This is a genomic window from Microbulbifer sp. YPW16, from assembly GCF_021290385.1.
Classification (GTDB): Bacteria; Pseudomonadota; Gammaproteobacteria; order Pseudomonadales; family Cellvibrionaceae; genus Microbulbifer; species Microbulbifer zhoushanensis.
The window spans coordinates 3,001,297-3,017,653 of record NZ_CP089928.1 but is presented as its reverse complement, the minus strand read 5'-3'; the positions used below and the strand labels follow the sequence as shown (position 1 = coordinate 3,017,653).

Genomic DNA, 16,357 nt, shown 5'->3' with positions numbered 1-16,357 from the left:
ACAAAAAAAGGGCGAACCCACGGGTTCGCCCTTTTTTATTGCTTGCCCGGGCAAAGTCCGGGCAACGTAATCCCGTCAGTTGAACATCTCCAGCAACTTCCGCCCCGGCTCCTTTTCGCGCATGAAGGCCTCCCCAACCAGGAAGGCATTCACGTCATGGCCGCGCATGGCCGCCACATCGTCGGTGGTGTGGATACCACTTTCGGTGACCACAATCCGGTCGTCGGGAATCAGGTCCAGCAGTTTGAATGTGGTTTCCAGCTGGACCTCAAAAGTATGCAGGTTGCGGTTGTTGATTCCCACCAGGCGATTGGGCAGCACCAGTGCACGCTCCAGCTCTGCGCGGTTGTGCACTTCCACCAGCACGTCCAGGCCCAGCTCGAGCGCCAGGGCATTCAGGTCGCGCATCTGCGCGTCGTCCAGGCAGGCGGCGATCAGCAGGATACAGTCCGCGCCAATGGCCCGTGCCTCGAACACCTGGTAGGGATCGACTGTGAAATCCTTGCGCAGCACCGGCAGGCGCACGGCGTTACGGGCCTGCTGCAGGTACGCGTCGGCGCCCTGGAAAAAGTCCACATCGGTAAGCACCGACAGGCAGGCCGCGCCACCGCGGGCATAGCTGCTGGCGATCTCGGCGGGAATAAAGTCCGGGCGGATTACCCCCTTGCTCGGCGAGGCCTTCTTGATCTCGGCGATCACTGCCGCCTCGCCGGCGGCAATACGGCCCTCGATCGCGTCCACAAAGCCGCGGCAGTCCGGCTGCTGCTCGGCCAGTGCGCGCACTTCGGCCTGCGGCATCCCGGCCTTGCGTTCGGCCACTTCCTGCCATTTGCGTTCGACAATAGTCTTCAGGATCGTCGGCGTACTCATGATTCCACATCCTCCGGCCGGAAGGCGCTGGTAAACGCCGCCAGGTCCTTGATTTTTTCCCCGGCCAGCCCGCTGGCGATGGCGTCCTGCGCCATTGCCACGCCCTCTTCCGCGCTCGAGGCCACACCACTTACGTAGACCGCAAGGCCGGCATTCAGTGCCAGCATATCGGCGGCTTTCTGCCCCGCGGCACTGTCGCGCTTGCCCAGGGCATCACCGATCAGTGACAGTGACTCACCGGCATCTGCCACCTCCAGCCCCTCAAGGCTGCGCCGCTCGATACCAAAATCCTCGGGCCGGTAGCAGCGCTCGTGCAGCTCCCCGTCTTTGAGTTCCACCGCGTGGGTATCCGCGGCGATGCTCGCCTCATCCAGGCCGTCGTCACTGTGCATGACGATCACATGCTCAGACCCCAGGGTCTGCAACACCTCGGCCAGCATGTGGCAGTAGCGGCGGTCGAAAACGCCGATCACCTGGCGGCGGACGCCGGCCGGGTTGGTCAGCGGGCCGAGCAGGTTGAAAATGGTACGCAGCCCCAGTGCCCGGCGCGGCCCGATGGCATGGCGCATGGCACTGTGGTAACTGGGGGCAAACATAAAGCCCACACCGATGGTCTCGATACAGCGGGCCACCTGCTCCGGCGTCAGGGGCAGGTAGATACCGGCCTGCTCCAGCAGGTCGGCGGCACCGGTGCTCGACGACACCGAGCGGTTGCCGTGCTTGGCCACCCGCGCGCCCGCCGCGGCAGCGACAAAGCTCGCCGCACTGGACACATTGAACAGGTTTGCGCCGTCGCCACCGGTACCGACAATATCGACCGCGTTGGTGAGGTCGATATCCACCGGGGTGGCCAGCTCACGCATGACCTCCACCGCGCCGGCAATTTCATCCACTGTCTCACCGCGCATGCGCAGTGCCACCAGCAGGGCACCTATCTGGGCGTCCTCGGCCTCACCGCGCATGATCTGGCCCATGGCCGCGCGCATGTCAGCCCGGCTGAGGTGTTCCCCCTCCACCAGCCTGGCAATGGCCTGCTTGATATCCATAGCGTTTCCCCTGGTCGTTATTATTCAGACATCCAGAAAGTTCCTCAGCATGTCGTGACCATGCTGGGTGAGTATGGACTCGGGATGGAACTGCACTCCCTCAACCGCCAGCTCGCGGTGGCGCAGACCCATGATCTCGTCGATTTCACCACTCTCGGTTTCAGTCCACGCAGTTACCTCAAGGCAATCCGGCAGGCTGCCCTTTTCCACCACCAGTGAGTGGTAACGGGTCGCCTCGAACGGATTGGAGAGGTTGTGGAACACCCCGCGGTTGTTGTGCACGATGGGAGAGGTCTTGCCGTGCATCACCTGCCCCGCACGAACCACCCGGCCACCGAACACCTGGCCGATACTCTGGTGACCCAGGCAGATACCGAGGATCGGGATTTCACCAGCAAAGCGACGGATGGCTTCCATGGAGATACCAGCCTCATTCGGGGTACAGGGCCCGGGCGAGATCACGATTTTCTCCGGCGCAAGGCGCTCGATATCCGCCACACTGATCTCGTCGTTGCGCCGCACCTCCACTGTCGCTCCCAGTTCGGCCATGTACTGCACGACATTCCAGGTGAAGGAGTCGTAATTGTCGATCATCAGAATCATTGTTCAGCGGCCTCTCCAGTTGGCTGTGTGGCGGTTCTGTCCATGCGTCTCTGCAGGCGTGCCAGCGCTTCCTGGGTGGCGCGCAGCTCGCGGAGTATCTCTGTCTGGCTGGGCGGCAACTGCAGTTCATCGAGGCGGCGCAGCTTGGCCTCCTCGAGGTTATTCAGCACCACGCCGATAAACAGGTTGATCATCACGAATGCGCCCATCACCACGAAGCTGACGAAATAGAGCCAGGCCCAGGGCATCACCTCCATGGCGGTGTACATGATGTCGGTCCAGTCCTCAAAGGTGACAATCCGGAACAGGCTCAGCAGCGCGATCGGCAGGCTGCGCCAGTGGGTCGGGTCGATTTCTGCAAAAAGGAAATAACCGGCCACTCCGTAAATATAAAAGATGATCCCCATCAGCAGCGCGATATGGAACATGCTTGGCAGGCTGCGCAGCAGTGTATCCACCAGCAGCCGCAATTCCGGAAATGCCGAAACCAGCCGCAGCACACGCAGCACGCGCACCAGCCGCGCCAGCGTGGCCATGGGGCCGGCGGCCGGCACCAGGCTCAGCACAATGATGGAGAAATCGAAGCAGTTCCAGCCGCTGGCGAAATAGCGCCACGGGCGGCTGCCATGTGCCGCCATCTTGACCAGCGCCTCGAGGACGAAGGAGACCAGGATCAGCTGGTTGATGCCGTGCAGGAAACCGCCGAAGCGCTCCATGACCCAGGCCGAGGTCTCCAGGCCAACGGCGACGCCATTGAGCAGGATCAGGCCGATAATTACCTGGTTGAACAACGGCGCCGCTACCAGGCGGGCACAGGCATCGGCAACACCGGTCCGCGCCGGCGCTGTCATTTCCATTTCACTCATGGTTGACCGTCTCACTACTCTCGTCATCACTCGCACCGGTGGCCGGCCGGGATTCACCAGCCACCGCAATTGCCACAGCCCGGAACAGCGCCCGGGCCTTGTTCATGGTTTCGTCCCACTCAGACTGGGGATCCGAATCGGCCACCAGGCCGGCCCCCGCCTGGATAAACACCTGGCCATCCTTGATGACCGCCGTGCGGATGGCGATCGCGGTATCCATATTGCCATTCCAGGCCAGGTAGCCCACCGCACCGCCATAGATACCGCGTTTCTCCGGTTCCAGCTCATCGATGATTTCCATGGCGCGGATCTTCGGCGCCCCGGACAGGGTACCGGCCGGCAATGCCGCCCGCAGGGCGTCGATCGCCGTCAGGCCGGGCTGGATCCGGCCGGTCACATTGGAAACGATATGCATGACATGGGAGTAACGCTCCACCGCCATCTTCTCGGTGACGCGCACGCTGCCGGTCTCGGCCACCCGGCCCACATCATTGCGGCCCAGGTCGATCAGCATCAGGTGCTCGGCCAGTTCTTTCGGGTCCGCAAGCAACTCCCGCTCGAGGGCCTCATCCTCCGCCTCGGTGGCACCGCGCTTGCGGGTGCCGGCGATCGGCCGCACGGTCATGTCGCCATCTTCCAGGTGTACCAGGATCTCCGGGCTGGAGCCCACCACCTGGTGGTCGCCCAGGTCGAGGAAATACATGTAGGGCGACGGGTTGAGGCTGCGCAGGGCCCGGTAGAGGTTCAGCGGCGGCGCACTGTAGGGTGCCGAGAGCCGCTGGGACGGCACCACCTGCATCACGTCCCCGGCCAGGATGTACTCCTTGACCCGGTCGACGCTGTGCTTGAAGGCGGCCTCGCCGTAGTGGGACTCGAAAGCCTCCTCCTCAATGCCGCTGCCGTCCAGGTCCAGCGGCGGGGTATCGGGCAGCGGGCGCGCCAGCTGGGTCACCAGTTCATCCAGTCGCTGCTGGACTCGCTCGAAATCCCCCTCCACCGACGGATCAGCATGGGCAATAAAAATAACCGCGCCGGCCAGGTTGTCGAACACCACCAGCTCGTCGCTCACCATCAGCAGGATATCCGGGTTGTCCAGGGTATCCGGCGGGCAGGTGTCCGCCAGGCGCGGCTCGATATAGCGCACGCAGTCATAGCCGAAATAGCCCACCAGGCCGCCATTGAAACGCGGCAGGCCGGCCAGTTCCGGGGCGCGATAGCGCTGCTGGAACGTCTCGACGAAAGCCAGCGGGTCCTCGACATCGTGGGTCTCCACGACCTCGCCGTCACGCTCTACCGTCACCCGGTGATCCCGCACCCGCAGTATGGTGCTGGCCGGCAGGCCAATAATCGAGTAACGGCCCCACTTCTCGCCCCCCTGCACGGATTCCAGCAGGTAACTGTAGCGGCCGGCGGCGAGCTTCAGGTAAGTGGACAGGGGCGTTTCAATATCCGCCAGCACGCGGCGGACGAGCGGTATGCGGTTGTATCCAGCAGACGCAAGCTGGGTGTATTCACTGGGGGTCATGGCGACTCCGGAGAAGATTGAAACCAATCGTGTTGATCTGGGTTATCACCCGAGCGGATTGGACAAACTCCGCCCGCGGTATGCCAGGCGCAGGCCTCTCTAAGGGACGCGCCGGTCAGCGGGTCAGTGGCGCCATCGCCAGCTGTGGAAGTGGGAAGCAGGTGCGTTCACGGGGTGGCCTCGTCAGTCGAGCTGGCAAGTTTACAAACCTGCCGCCGAGGGGGCAAGGCCCGCCCCGGCGGGCACCGGGTCAGGGGGCGAGTTCACGGCGCATTGCGCCAATCACCTGGGCGTAGTCGTCCGCATTGAATATCGCCGAACCGGCCACAAAGGTATCGGCACCGGCGGCCGCGATCTCGGCGATATTGTCCCGGGTGACACCGCCGTCGATCTCGAGCCGGATATCGCGGCCGGAATCATCGATCAGCTGGCGCGCCTCGCGCAGCTTGTCGAGGGTGGCAGGGATAAACTTCTGGCCGCCGAAGCCGGGGTTAACCGACATCAGCAGGATCATATCGAGCTTGTCCATCACGTATTTCACCGATTCCAGCCCAGTAGCCGGGTTCAGCACCAGGCCGGCCTTGCAACCGAGGCCCTGGATCAGCTGCAGCGAGCGGTCCACGTGGCGCGATGCCTCCGGGTGGAAGGTGATGTAGGTGGCCCCGGCATCGGCGAACATGCGGATCATGTCATCCACCGGCTCCACCATCAGGTGCACGTCGATCGGCGCCTCGACGCCATGTTTGCGCAGCGCCTGGCAGACCATGGGCCCGATGGTCAGGTTGGGCACGTAGTGATTATCCATCACGTCGAAATGCACCCAGTCGGCGCCGGCTGCCAGAACGGCATCCACCTCTTCCCCGAGCCGGGCAAAGTTGGCGGAAAGGATCGACGGGGCAATCTTGAAGTCGGGCATGGTGAGTCCTGTTGCTTATTGTTCAGTTTTGCCGCACAGGCGTGCATCCAGGCGCTGCAGGCGTTCCGGGGTGCCCACATCGCACCAGTCGCCTTCGTAGAGCTCCGCCTGCAGGCGGTCCTCATTATGCACAAAGACTTCCCCGAGACCGAAGCAGGTGCGCCGGCGCGGATAGTCAGTGAGCATTTCGGGCCGCAGCCAGCTGATGCCGGCAAAAGTGTAGCGGGGGGTGGCAGTGCCGGACAGCAGGCCGTTGTCGATGCCGAAGTCGCCCTCGGGGTTGTGCGGCGGATTGGGCACCATCAGCAGGCGGCCCGGACAGCCGGCCGGCAGGGGACGCCCCAGCCAGCCGGAAAGGTCAAAATCACACCAGACATCGCCGTTGACCACCAGGAAGGGATCCTCTCCCAGCAGGGGCAACGCCTTGAGGATGCCGCCGGCAGTTTCCACCGGCTCCCCCTCGACGGAGTAGCGGACCTCCAGCCCCCAGCGCTCACCGCTGCCTACCCGCTCGCGGATCTTTTCGCCCAGGTACCCGAGGTTGATCACCACCCGGCGCACCCCAACCGCAGCCAGGCGATCCAGGGCGTGCTCGATCAACGGCTTGCCCGCCACCGACAGCAGCGGCTTGGGTGTATTATCGGTCAGGGGCCGCATGCGCTTGCCGAACCCGGCCGCCAGTACCATGGCAGCGGGGACCTGATTATCGTTTGCTTGGCTCATTACAGTCTTCGTGCGCTTCGCAGCTTGGGTTTAACGGGCGCGCTCTCCTGCCGTGCGGTAGTCGCGGTACCAACTCTGACGCTCGGCGAGCGGCAAAAGTTCGGTGCCAAACCACTCGGCAAAGGGCTTTAGCTCGGGATAACGACCGGCGACTTCCAGGGTGTAACGCATTACCAGCGGCAAGTCCGGCAGGTAGCCCTGCTTGCCGTCGCGCAGGAACAGCCGCGGGAAGATACCCAGCACCTTGATGTGGCGCTGAAGGCCCATCCAGTCGAACCAGCGCAGGAAGGTATCGCGATCCACCTCCGGCAGGATACCGGCCGACTGCGCCGTCGCCGCGTAACACAGGGCCCACTTCTCCACCTGTTCACGGGGCCAGCGGATATAGCAATCCCGCAACAACGAGGCCAGGTCGTAGGTAACCGGACCCCAGACCGCATCCTGGAAGTCCACCACTCCCGGGCGTTCGCCCTCCCGCACCATCAGGTTGCGGCTGTGGTAGTCGCGATGCACCAGCACCTGGGGCTGCTCCTCCGCAGAGTCCAGCAACAGGCTGAAGGTCCGGTCCAGCAGTCGCTGCTCATCTGCCCCCAGGGTATAGCCCAACAGCTTTTCCGCCAGCCACTCCGGCAGGATGCGCATTTCCATCTGCAGCAACTCGCGGCTGTATGGTGGCAACAGCTCCTCCGATCGGGGAATCTGTTGCAGGCACAGCAGCTCGGTCAGCATCTCACCATAAAGACCCTCGACCGTGTCCTCGCTGAGCAGGGACAATAGCTGTCGGTCGCCCAGGTCCTCCAGCAGCATAAAGCCGCGGCTGACATCCGCCGCGATGACCAGGGGAGTATGGATGCCAAAACGACGGAGATAGTCGGCCAGCGCCACAAATCGCGCCGGGTTAGTGCGCTCGGGCGGGGAATCCACCGCAATCAGGCGTGATTCACCAGCCGTGCGGAAGTAGCGCCGGAAGCCGGCATCGCCCGACAGCGGCAGTAACTGTACCGGCTGCGCCGCCGACAGTGCCCGCGTGGCCCACTGGCCAAGCTCAGTGCGCCGCATGTCTATCTCATCTGTCGAACGCTCACTCATGCGCCGCTGCTACTCCACCAGTTCCGGGCCGCATTGTAACGGCGCCACTGCCGCCGTCCAGCGAACCCGGCAAAAATTGCCGCCACGCCCGGCTGCCCGCGTGCTATTAGTGTTAACCGTCTCTACATTCAAGTAGAATCACCCGCTGTTTTTTGCACACCGCTCCCTAGGGAAGAGACTCTAAAGATAGTCGGAACTTATCACCTGATGCTGGAAGCCTCCCGCTGGCGCCGCCTGACACTGGCGATCGCCCAGATTTCACGCCCACGAACCCTGGCGATCGGCCTGATGGCCGCACAGCCCGTGTGGGTGCAAGCTGAGGAGCTCCCTCCCGGCGCAACCGGGGGCGACAACCCCTACCTTTTCCTCGACTGGATGCCCGCCTCGCAACTGGCCCCGGAACTGCAGGCCGGCCTGCCGCCGGTCTGTTCCGGCGCGTTTGTGGCACCGCCGCGCGATTATCTCAATGCCGACCGCTTGCCGGAGGAGGCCCCGCTGCGGGCGACCGCGGACAGCTCGGAATGGCTGGATGACGGCACCGCGCAGCTGCGCGGCAACGTGCATATCACCCAGGGTTACCGCCAGCTGTTTGCAGACCAGGTGGATGTCGACCGCCAAAACCAGACCGCTTACCTGCGCGGTGCCATCGAAATGCGCGAACCCAACCTGCTGGTGCGGGGCCGTGCGGCAGAGGTAAATACCGGCAGCAAGGCGGCGGAGATTGAGGACGCCACCTACGTAATCCACGACCAGTTCATTCATGGCAGCGCCGCCTACGCTTCCCGCGAGGCCAGCGGCGAACTGAACCTGTCTGCCGGCAACTACACCCGCTGTGAACCGGGCCACGTGGTCTGGCGCATGAACGGCGGCGAGATCAATATCGACAATGTCGAGCGACAGGGCGTGGCGCGCAATGTCCGCCTCGAGATCCTCGATGTGCCGGTATTCTACTTTCCCTACCTGCGCTTCCCCGTGGGGGATGCACGCCTGTCGGGGCTGCTGTTTCCCAGCATCAGCAACAGCGATGAAAATGGCTGGGATATTGCCATCCCCTACTACTGGAACATCGCCCCGCAGATGGATGCCACCATCGTGCCGCGCTATATCCAGTACCGCGGTACCGGCGCGGAGTTGGAGGTGCGCCACCTCCACCCCTGGTTCAATACCGAGGTTCGCCTTGCCGGGCTGCCTGACGACGAGGGCGGCGACGATGAGGACGCCCGCGAGCTGATCCGCCAGGGCTTCCCCGAGGAACTGGTGTTACCCGCCAAGGGCGAGGACCGCTGGCTCGTGAACGTGGAACAACAGGGCAGCAGCGGGTCCGCCTGGCGCACCAACGTGGACTACACAAAAGTCAGTGACGCGGACTACTTCCGCGACCTGGACACCTCCAACCTGAGTGTGTCGGCCGAAACCGCGCTCAGCCAGCGGGCCCAGTTCGGCCTGCTGGGCGAGCACTGGACCGCCAACCTGCGCCTGCAGGAATACCAGCAGCTGGTGAAGGACCGCTTTGATACCTACAGTCAGCTGCCGCGCCTGGACATTGACGGCAACTACCGCTGGGGGGACTGGCTGCTCAATCTCGAGCACGAGATGACCAGCTTCGATCACGACGAAACCCAGACCATCCGCTTTATCAATGACACCGGCGACATAAACAGTGTCACCACGCGCACCCGCGATTTCGTTACCGCCGACCGCGCGCGGCTGGATTACGAGCTGGACTGGGACCGCCAGTGGCTGTGGGGCTACTTCACCCCCGGCGTGGCAATGCGCTACCTGAGTTACGACCTGAACGACCAGTTCCTTAAGCCGGAGAGCTCCGATACGCCCGAGGCCTCCGCCGCGCAGTTCACCCTGGATACAGGCCTCTTCTTCGAGCGCAATGGCCAGTTCCGCGGCTTCGACTATGTACAGACACTGGAACCGCGCCTGTTCGGCCTGGTCAGCTCCAATGCCGAGCAGGAAGACTTCCTCAATATCACCACCAATCCGGCAGATGGCGGTAACGACCTGCTATTCGATACCTCACTGTTCACTTTCAGCTATGACCAGCTATTCCGTGACAGTCGCTTCAATGGCAATGACCGAATCGATGACGCGGACCGGATCGCCCTGGGCCTGACCACAAGGTTCATCGACCCGACCAGCGGCCGGGACCTGCTGGCGGCCAGTGCCGGCCAGGTCTTTTATTCGGAAGACATCCAGGTCGGGCTCAGGGACCCGATCATCGAATCGCCCCGCTCGGAGTTCGCCGCCCGCTTGGAAAGCCGCCCCCTGCAATCACTACGCCTCAGTAGTGACCTGGTTTACGATGATGAGGATATGGAGCTGGACCGGGGTGACTTCACCGTCCGCTACCTGGACGAAGACCTGCGCCTGTTTAACTTCAGCTATCGCTACCTGCGCAGGGAAGAGAGATTCGACGCCAGCGACAACCTGATCCAGGGTCCCATCGAGCAACTGGACGCCTCCATGGTACTGCCGGTGGCCAACGGCACCTCGATTCTGGCCCGGGCCAACTATGACGTCACTTTCGACCGGGAACTGGAGTACATGGCGGGCGTCGAATATGACAGCTGCTGTTACCAGGTGCGCCTGGCCTGGCGGCGCACGTTGGACAACGACCTGGCGGATGTGGTAACTCCTGAAGAGCTGACCTACGACGAAGGGGTATATATCGAGTTCCAGCTGAAAGGGCTCGCCGGCCTGGGCACCACCGTCACCAACATGCTCAGCCAGGGGATACCCAACTTTCAACAGAGAGAAGTACTGAAACAGTGAAGAATATAATGACAAAGTCCGTCGCAAAGAGAGGCCTGCTGGCACTCGCCGCCGCCTGCGCCCTGTTCACCGGCGCGGCCCTGGGCCAGGTACAGGCCCTGGACCGGGTGGTCGCCGTAGTCGACGACGACGTCGTGATGGCAAGTGAACTGCAACAGCGCCTCAATACCATCCAGAACCAGATCCGCACCCAGCAGGTACAGGCTCCGCCGATGGACGTACTGCGCCGCCAGGTGCTGGAACAGCTGATCATCGAACGGCTCCAGCTGCAGATGGCCCAGCGCGCCGGGGTCAGCGTCTCCGATGCTGAGCTGGAGCAGGCCATAGCCCGCGTACAGCAGAACGCCGGCAGCAGCCCCGAGGAGTTCCGCCAGCGCCTTGAGGCGGACGGCATCACCATGCGCGAGTTCCGCGAGCAGATCCGCCGGGAAATCCTGATCCGCCGCGTAGAACAGGGCAGCGTCAACAACCGGATCCAGATCACCGACCAGGATATCGACAACTTCCTCCGGTCCAAGGAAGGCGAATTCTGGAAATCTCCCCAGTTTGAGCTGGGCCATATCCTGATCCCGGTAAGTGCCAGCGCGCCTGCCGACGAAGTGCAGGAAGCCCGCGAGAAGGCCGAGCGACTGGCGCAACAGATTTCCGCTGGTGCCAATTTCCGCGAACTCGCCATCGCCAACTCTGCAGGCCAGAACGCCCTGTCCGGCGGTGACCTGGGGTGGCGCAAGACCGTGGAGCTGCCCGGCCTGTTTGCCAACGCGCTGGACGGCCTGGGCGTGGGCGATGTCAGTGAGCCGTTCCGCAGTGACGCCGGCTTCCACCTGCTGAAGATCCATGCCCAGCGCGGTTCCAATGAGCAGGTAGTGGAGCAGACCAAGGTGCGCCACATCCTGGTCAAGACCAGTGCTATCCGCGATGACGATGCTGCCTACAACCTGCTGATTGACCTGCGCAAGCAACTCCTGGACGACGAAGCCAAGTTCGATGAGCTGGCCCGCGAGCACTCCGAGGATATCGGCACCATGCTCGCCGGCGGCGACCTGGGCTGGTCCATGCCGGGACAGTTCGTGCCCGAGTTCACCCAGGCCATGAACAACACCCCGGTGGGCGAGATCAGCATGCCGTTCAAGTCCCAGTTCGGCTGGCACATCCTGCGGGTTGACGGCCGCCGCAACCAGGATATGACCGACCAGTACATTCGCAACCAGGCTGCCAATCTGCTGCGCAACCGGCGCTACGAGGAAGAGCTGCAGAACTGGCGCCGCGAAATCCGTGACCAGGCCTTTGTGGATATCAAGCTGCCGGGCGCCGGTGACGATGCCGGGGAATCCGGGGAAGAGGAACAGGAACAGCAATGATTCCGCGCATCGCGCTAACCCCCGGGGAACCCGGGGGTATCGGCCCCGAGCTGGCGGTCAAGCTGGCCAGCCTGGGCCCCGAGCGCGCGGTGGACTACGCCTCCGGCAATGGCAATGATCACGGCCACCGGCACCACGGGCCGACACAGATCGTGGCAGTGGCCGATCCCGCGTTACTCGAGGACACCGCCGCACAGCTGCGGCTCCCCCTGCGACTGATTCCCTTTGACCCCGACCAGCCACCAGCGGACACCCCCGCCGGCACACTCTACGTCCAGCCAGTGGCCCTCGCCGAACCGGCGCAGCCCGGGGCGCTCAATCCCGCCAATGCACGCTACGTGCTGGATACCCTGCGCAGCGCTGCACGCGGTTGCCTGGACCGCACCTTCGATGCCGTTGTCACCGGGCCGGTGCACAAGGGCGTGATCAACGACGCGGGCATCGCTTTTAGCGGCCATACCGAACTCTTCGCCGAAATCGCCGGCGTGGAGCGCGTGGTCATGATGCTGGCCGCCGCCGACCTCCGGGTAGCCCTGGTCACCACGCACCTGCCGCTCAAGGATGTCAGCGCTGCGATTACCTCCGAGCGCCTGGAACAGGTAATCACCATCCTGCACCGCAGCCTGCGCGACCAGTTCCGGATTCCCGAACCGCGTATCGGTGTATGCGGGCTCAATCCCCATGCGGGGGAGGGAGGGCACCTGGGGCGGGAGGAAATCGAGGTCATCGAGCCCTCCCTGGAAATGCTGCGGTCCCTGGGCCTGAAACTGCTGGGGCCATTGCCCGCCGACACCCTGTTCACACCGCCGCAATTGTCACGCTGCGACGCGGTCCTGGCCATGTATCACGACCAGGGCCTGCCAGTGTTAAAATTCAAGGGATTCGGGCACGCAGTGAATATCACTCTCGGGCTGCCGTTTATCCGCACCTCCGTGGACCATGGCACCGCGCTCAACATTGCCGGCCGCAACGAGGCCGACAGTGGCAGCCTGCGCGCCGCCCTGGCGCAGGCGGTGCAAATGGCCCGACTGCGCGCATTCTGACTGACAGACTCTTTCTATGGATAATTTTTTCGAGCACAAAGCGCGCAAGCGCTTCGGCCAGAACTTCCTGGTGGATGAAAACATCATCGAGCGCATTGTGCGCGCCATCGGGCCGAAGGAGACAGACCGGCTGGTGGAAATCGGCCCCGGTCAGGGCGCTATCACCGCGCTGCTGCTACAACGCTGCCCCGGCCTTACTGCCATTGAGCTTGACCGCGACCTGATCCCGATGCTGGAGTTCAAGTTTCGCGACTACCCCGACTTCAGCATCATTGAGCAGGACGCCCTGAAATTCGACTTCAGCACCCTGGCCCGGGACAAGCCACTCAGGATCGTCGGCAACCTGCCGTACAACATCTCCACCCCCCTGCTCTTTCACCTGCTCTCTTTCCGCGGCATGGTCCAGGATATGCACTTTATGCTGCAGAAAGAGGTAGTGGACCGCCTGAGTGCCACGCCCGGGAATAAGGCGTACGGGCGGCTGAGCGTAATGGTGCAGTACCATTGCCGCGTACAGGGCCTGTTCCCGGTGCCGCCGCAATCCTTCCGGCCGGCGCCCAAGGTGGAATCCGCTATTGTCCGGCTCACCCCCCGCGACAAACCAGAGCTGGCGGCGAGCGACGAAGGCCTGCTGGAACGCATCGTCAACGTGGCCTTTCAGCAGCGCCGCAAGACCCTGCGCAATGCCCTCAAGCCGCTCTACCCCGACCTGGACACCGCTGCCCTGCCGTTGGATGCCAGCCGCCGTCCGGAGACCTTCAGTGTGAAAGAGTTTGTCGAACTGGCAAACTACTGTGCCACACTCGAATCCTGAATCGGCATAGCAGAGACACAGGGACAGCGTTTTGGCGACCTACGCAATTGGCGATATCCAGGGGTGCTTCGACCCGTTTATGCGCCTGCTGGATAAAATCCACTTCCGCCCCGACCGGGACAAGCTCTGGCTGGCCGGCGACATGGTGCACCGCGGCCACGACAGCCTGAGCACCCTCCGCTTCCTCTACGAACACCGTTCCCAGGTGACCGCGGTACTGGGTAACCACGACCTGCACCTGCTGGCGCTGGCCCATGGCGCCAAGCGCCTGACAGACAGGGAGCACGACCTGGCCAGGGTCCTGCGTGCGAAGGACGCCGACAAGCTACTGACGTGGCTGCAGAGCCTGCCACTGGTAGTCCACAAGAAGGGCTTCACCATGGTCCACGCCGGCATACCGCCCATCTGGAGTATCACCAAAGCAATCGAGCTATCCGGGGAAGTACACCACGCCCTTGCTGACGACGCCCTCGCCAAGGCATTCTTCTACGGCATGTATGGCAATGAGCCGCACTGCTGGAACGAGCACCTGCTGGGCATCGAGCGCCTGCGCTCTATCACCAACTATTTCACCCGCATGCGCTTCTGCAAGGCCGACGGCACTCTGGACCTGGTCACCAAGCGCGGTCCGGAAGCGGAGCATAACGATTACCACCCCTGGTTCAGCTTTCCAGAGCGCAAAACCAGGAAGGACAAGATCATCTTTGGCCACTGGGCGGCGCTGGAAGGAAGGGCTGATACCGAGAACGTTTATGCGCTGGATACTGGCTGTGTCTGGGGCGGGTATCTGACTGCAATGCGGCTTAGTGATGAGAAGTTTTTTTGTGCGGATTGCGGCTCATAAAGCGAGCCAGTATCCCACAGTGAATACTGGCTTGCGGGACGCCTTACAAGATTCCCAGATATATAACCACAACCGCACTGACAAGGTTATTCAGCAAGTGCAGCAGCATCGGCAGTAATACCGAACCGCTCTTCTCCCGTGCCAGCCCCAACAATAGCGCCAGTACAAAAACGAAACTCAACTGCACCCAGTGGTATTGCCCCCAGTGCATCAGGGTAAACAAGCCAGAGGTCAGCAACAGAGTGCCACTGAAACCGAGCCGGGTCTGTCGCCAGGCCCCAAACAGGTATCCCCGAAACAGCAACTCCTCCAGTAACGGCGCGGCGAATACCACCACCAGCGCCAGCGGCAAATGGCGACTGCCCGCCAGCATCTGCATAAATTCCCCCTGCTCGACACCGAGAGACTTCACCGTCACCACCTGTGCGATCATGAATACCACGAGTAGTGACAGCCAGCGCCATAGGGAGTCCAACCGGAAACCGGAAATGGCCAGCGTCGCCCGCCGTGTCTGGGTCTCGAATCTGGATGCAAACAATAGCGCAGGCAATATCAGGCAGAACTGGGTCAGGTACATCCCTGCCAACGCAGCGGGCGTCTGGATATGCATCTCCACGGCCTGCTGGATCGACGCTGGATCGACAACCTCCCCCTGCGCTCCCAGCTGCGCACCCAGGTAACCACCATAGCCGGCGATATAGAGAAAAACGCCCACAAAGTGAAGGATTGCGAATACGACAAGCCAGCTAGTGGCGTACCAAGGATTTGGCAACAGTCCGCATTTTGGGAGATGCCCCTGGCCGCATTCCTCTGTATTAGTAGACATACTTTCTTCAGAAAAATTCATTGCTGATTTCCCTTATCATTTTTATCCAGGCTCACGATTCGACGTAAATTTCATCATTTTAAACTGCTAAGAGTCTCACTGAAAAATAAATTGCAGCCATATCGGCTACAATTCAATTACATCTTTATACTATAGATAAAAGCTTGCTCGCTTTCTTCATTCCATTATTTATAAAACCCATCCTCTATCCTCTCAAGTAACGATAGTAAATCGAAACCCCTATAAAGACAGCATTTATAATATAGACAGGCACCCAGCTAAAATTCAGCGATGAAAAATAAACCACCAGAAAGTAAGAAACTAATACAGAGACCCAAAAAAAGATAATATTCATGACCAAATCAAACCAAAATACTCAACCACAAAACAATCAATCAAGACACAAGCCAATTATTCGAAGAACTCTTTACCTAGAGATTAGCCAAACTAAAACATCGGCTCCCATATGAACTCACCGGATAATGCACCACATAAAAGCCTGGAAAAAACGCCTAACCATAAACACATAATAACAGTGTTAGTAATTCCCAAATAGAGTAAGCTCATATCCTCCAGCAGTTTTAACCATGCAACGGTCCCAAAGGATCAATTACTATTCTTAACACCTATTGAATACTAGTGCATGGGCCCTCTAAGCGAGGGCCCTACAAGAACTACCGAAACGCTGCAGCTAGTGCACCGGATATACCTCCAATGCCTGCCCCCATCAACCCAACAACAGCCGCCCCCGCAGGGCCACCGATGGCAAAGCCGATGCCAGCACCGGTAGAAGCACCTGCTAACGCTCCTCCCGACATTCCTCCAATAACCGCCGTCATCTCTGAGCCGCCTACCACAGCCTCAAGTTGATCTCGATTTAACTCTTGCATATCTCCCTCCTTAGTTCTCATTAGTCGCAAATGACCACGCTGCAGAAATACCGCCTACAACGGCCGCCCCCGCCAAGACGCTCAGGCCCAAGGGCGTAGCAGCCACCGTAGCTACTACAACACCTGCTCCAGCGCCCCCTAAAGCTCCCATCAAACC

The 16,357-nt window shown here is 61.5% G+C and carries 15 protein-coding genes; 5 read left to right on the top strand and 10 right to left on the bottom strand.

Annotation, left to right across the window (positions count from 1 at the left end):
- Positions 1-75: 75 nt before the first annotated feature.
- The 8 genes from trpC to LVE68_RS12965 all read right to left on the bottom strand — a co-directional run bounded on the left by trpC (position 76) and on the right by LVE68_RS12965 (position 7,638).
- Positions 76-870, bottom strand: a complete 795-nt coding sequence (gene trpC / locus LVE68_RS13000) for an indole-3-glycerol phosphate synthase TrpC (RefSeq protein ID WP_232940831.1) — start codon at positions 868-870, stop codon at positions 76-78.
- Positions 867-1,916: an anthranilate phosphoribosyltransferase gene (trpD, locus tag LVE68_RS12995; RefSeq protein WP_232940830.1), complete on the bottom strand. Its 1,050-nt coding sequence runs from the start codon at positions 1,914-1,916 to the stop codon at positions 867-869. Before trpD ends, trpC begins: the two co-directional genes overlap by 4 nt.
- A 24-nt stretch (positions 1,917-1,940) precedes the next feature.
- A complete protein-coding gene (locus LVE68_RS12990; protein WP_232940829.1) occupies positions 1,941-2,519 on the bottom strand; it encodes an anthranilate synthase component II in 579 nt (192 codons plus the stop codon).
- Positions 2,516-3,385, bottom strand: a complete 870-nt coding sequence (locus LVE68_RS12985) for an ion transporter (protein WP_232940828.1) — start codon at positions 3,383-3,385, stop codon at positions 2,516-2,518. Before LVE68_RS12985 ends, LVE68_RS12990 begins: the two co-directional genes overlap by 4 nt.
- On the bottom strand, positions 3,378-4,910 hold the full coding sequence (gene trpE / locus LVE68_RS12980) for an anthranilate synthase component I (protein ID WP_232940827.1): 1,533 nt from the start codon (positions 4,908-4,910) through the stop codon (positions 3,378-3,380). Before trpE ends, LVE68_RS12985 begins: the two co-directional genes overlap by 8 nt.
- Before the next feature lie 250 nt (positions 4,911-5,160).
- Positions 5,161-5,826: a ribulose-phosphate 3-epimerase gene (gene rpe / locus LVE68_RS12975; RefSeq protein ID WP_232940826.1), complete on the bottom strand. Its 666-nt coding sequence runs from the start codon at positions 5,824-5,826 to the stop codon at positions 5,161-5,163.
- Positions 5,827-5,841: 15 nt separating this feature from the next.
- Positions 5,842-6,549 (bottom strand): nucleotidyltransferase family protein, encoded by a 708-nt coding sequence (locus LVE68_RS12970; protein ID WP_232940825.1) that lies wholly within the window; start codon positions 6,547-6,549, stop codon positions 5,842-5,844.
- A 30-nt stretch (positions 6,550-6,579) separates the two neighbouring features.
- The gene (locus LVE68_RS12965; protein WP_232940824.1) at positions 6,580-7,638 is read right to left on the bottom strand and encodes an aminoglycoside phosphotransferase family protein; all 1,059 of its coding nucleotides are present in this window, start codon (positions 7,636-7,638) and stop codon (positions 6,580-6,582) included.
- 207 nt (positions 7,639-7,845) lie between these two features.
- Here LVE68_RS12965 and LVE68_RS12960 point away from each other — a divergent pair, with 207 nt between their 5' ends.
- The 5 genes from LVE68_RS12960 to LVE68_RS12940 are packed head-to-tail and all read left to right on the top strand — an operon-like array spanning position 7,846 to position 14,484.
- A complete protein-coding gene (locus LVE68_RS12960) occupies positions 7,846-10,422 on the top strand; it encodes an LPS-assembly protein LptD (RefSeq protein WP_232940823.1) in 2,577 nt (858 codons plus the stop codon).
- Between the two features lie 8 nt (positions 10,423-10,430).
- A complete protein-coding gene (locus LVE68_RS12955; RefSeq protein WP_232940822.1) occupies positions 10,431-11,783 on the top strand; it encodes a peptidylprolyl isomerase in 1,353 nt (450 codons plus the stop codon).
- Positions 11,780-12,826 (top strand): 4-hydroxythreonine-4-phosphate dehydrogenase PdxA, encoded by a 1,047-nt coding sequence (gene pdxA / locus LVE68_RS12950; RefSeq protein ID WP_232940821.1) that lies wholly within the window; start codon positions 11,780-11,782, stop codon positions 12,824-12,826. Before LVE68_RS12955 ends, pdxA begins: the two co-directional genes overlap by 4 nt.
- Before the next feature lie 16 nt (positions 12,827-12,842).
- The gene (gene rsmA, locus LVE68_RS12945; RefSeq protein ID WP_232940820.1) at positions 12,843-13,640 is read left to right on the top strand and encodes a 16S rRNA (adenine(1518)-N(6)/adenine(1519)-N(6))-dimethyltransferase RsmA; all 798 of its coding nucleotides are present in this window, start codon (positions 12,843-12,845) and stop codon (positions 13,638-13,640) included.
- A gap of 31 nt (positions 13,641-13,671) precedes the next feature.
- Positions 13,672-14,484 (top strand): symmetrical bis(5'-nucleosyl)-tetraphosphatase, encoded by an 813-nt coding sequence (locus LVE68_RS12940; RefSeq protein ID WP_232940819.1) that lies wholly within the window; start codon positions 13,672-13,674, stop codon positions 14,482-14,484.
- Positions 14,485-14,527: 43 nt separating this feature from the next.
- On the opposite strand, the gene LVE68_RS12935 is transcribed toward LVE68_RS12940, so the two are convergent.
- The gene (locus LVE68_RS12935; RefSeq protein ID WP_232940818.1) at positions 14,528-15,331 is read right to left on the bottom strand and encodes a CPBP family intramembrane glutamic endopeptidase; all 804 of its coding nucleotides are present in this window, start codon (positions 15,329-15,331) and stop codon (positions 14,528-14,530) included.
- 653 nt (positions 15,332-15,984) lie between these two features.
- Positions 15,985-16,200 (bottom strand): hypothetical protein, encoded by a 216-nt coding sequence (locus tag LVE68_RS18235; protein WP_439651241.1) that lies wholly within the window; start codon positions 16,198-16,200, stop codon positions 15,985-15,987.
- Between the last annotated feature and the right edge of the window lie 157 nt (positions 16,201-16,357).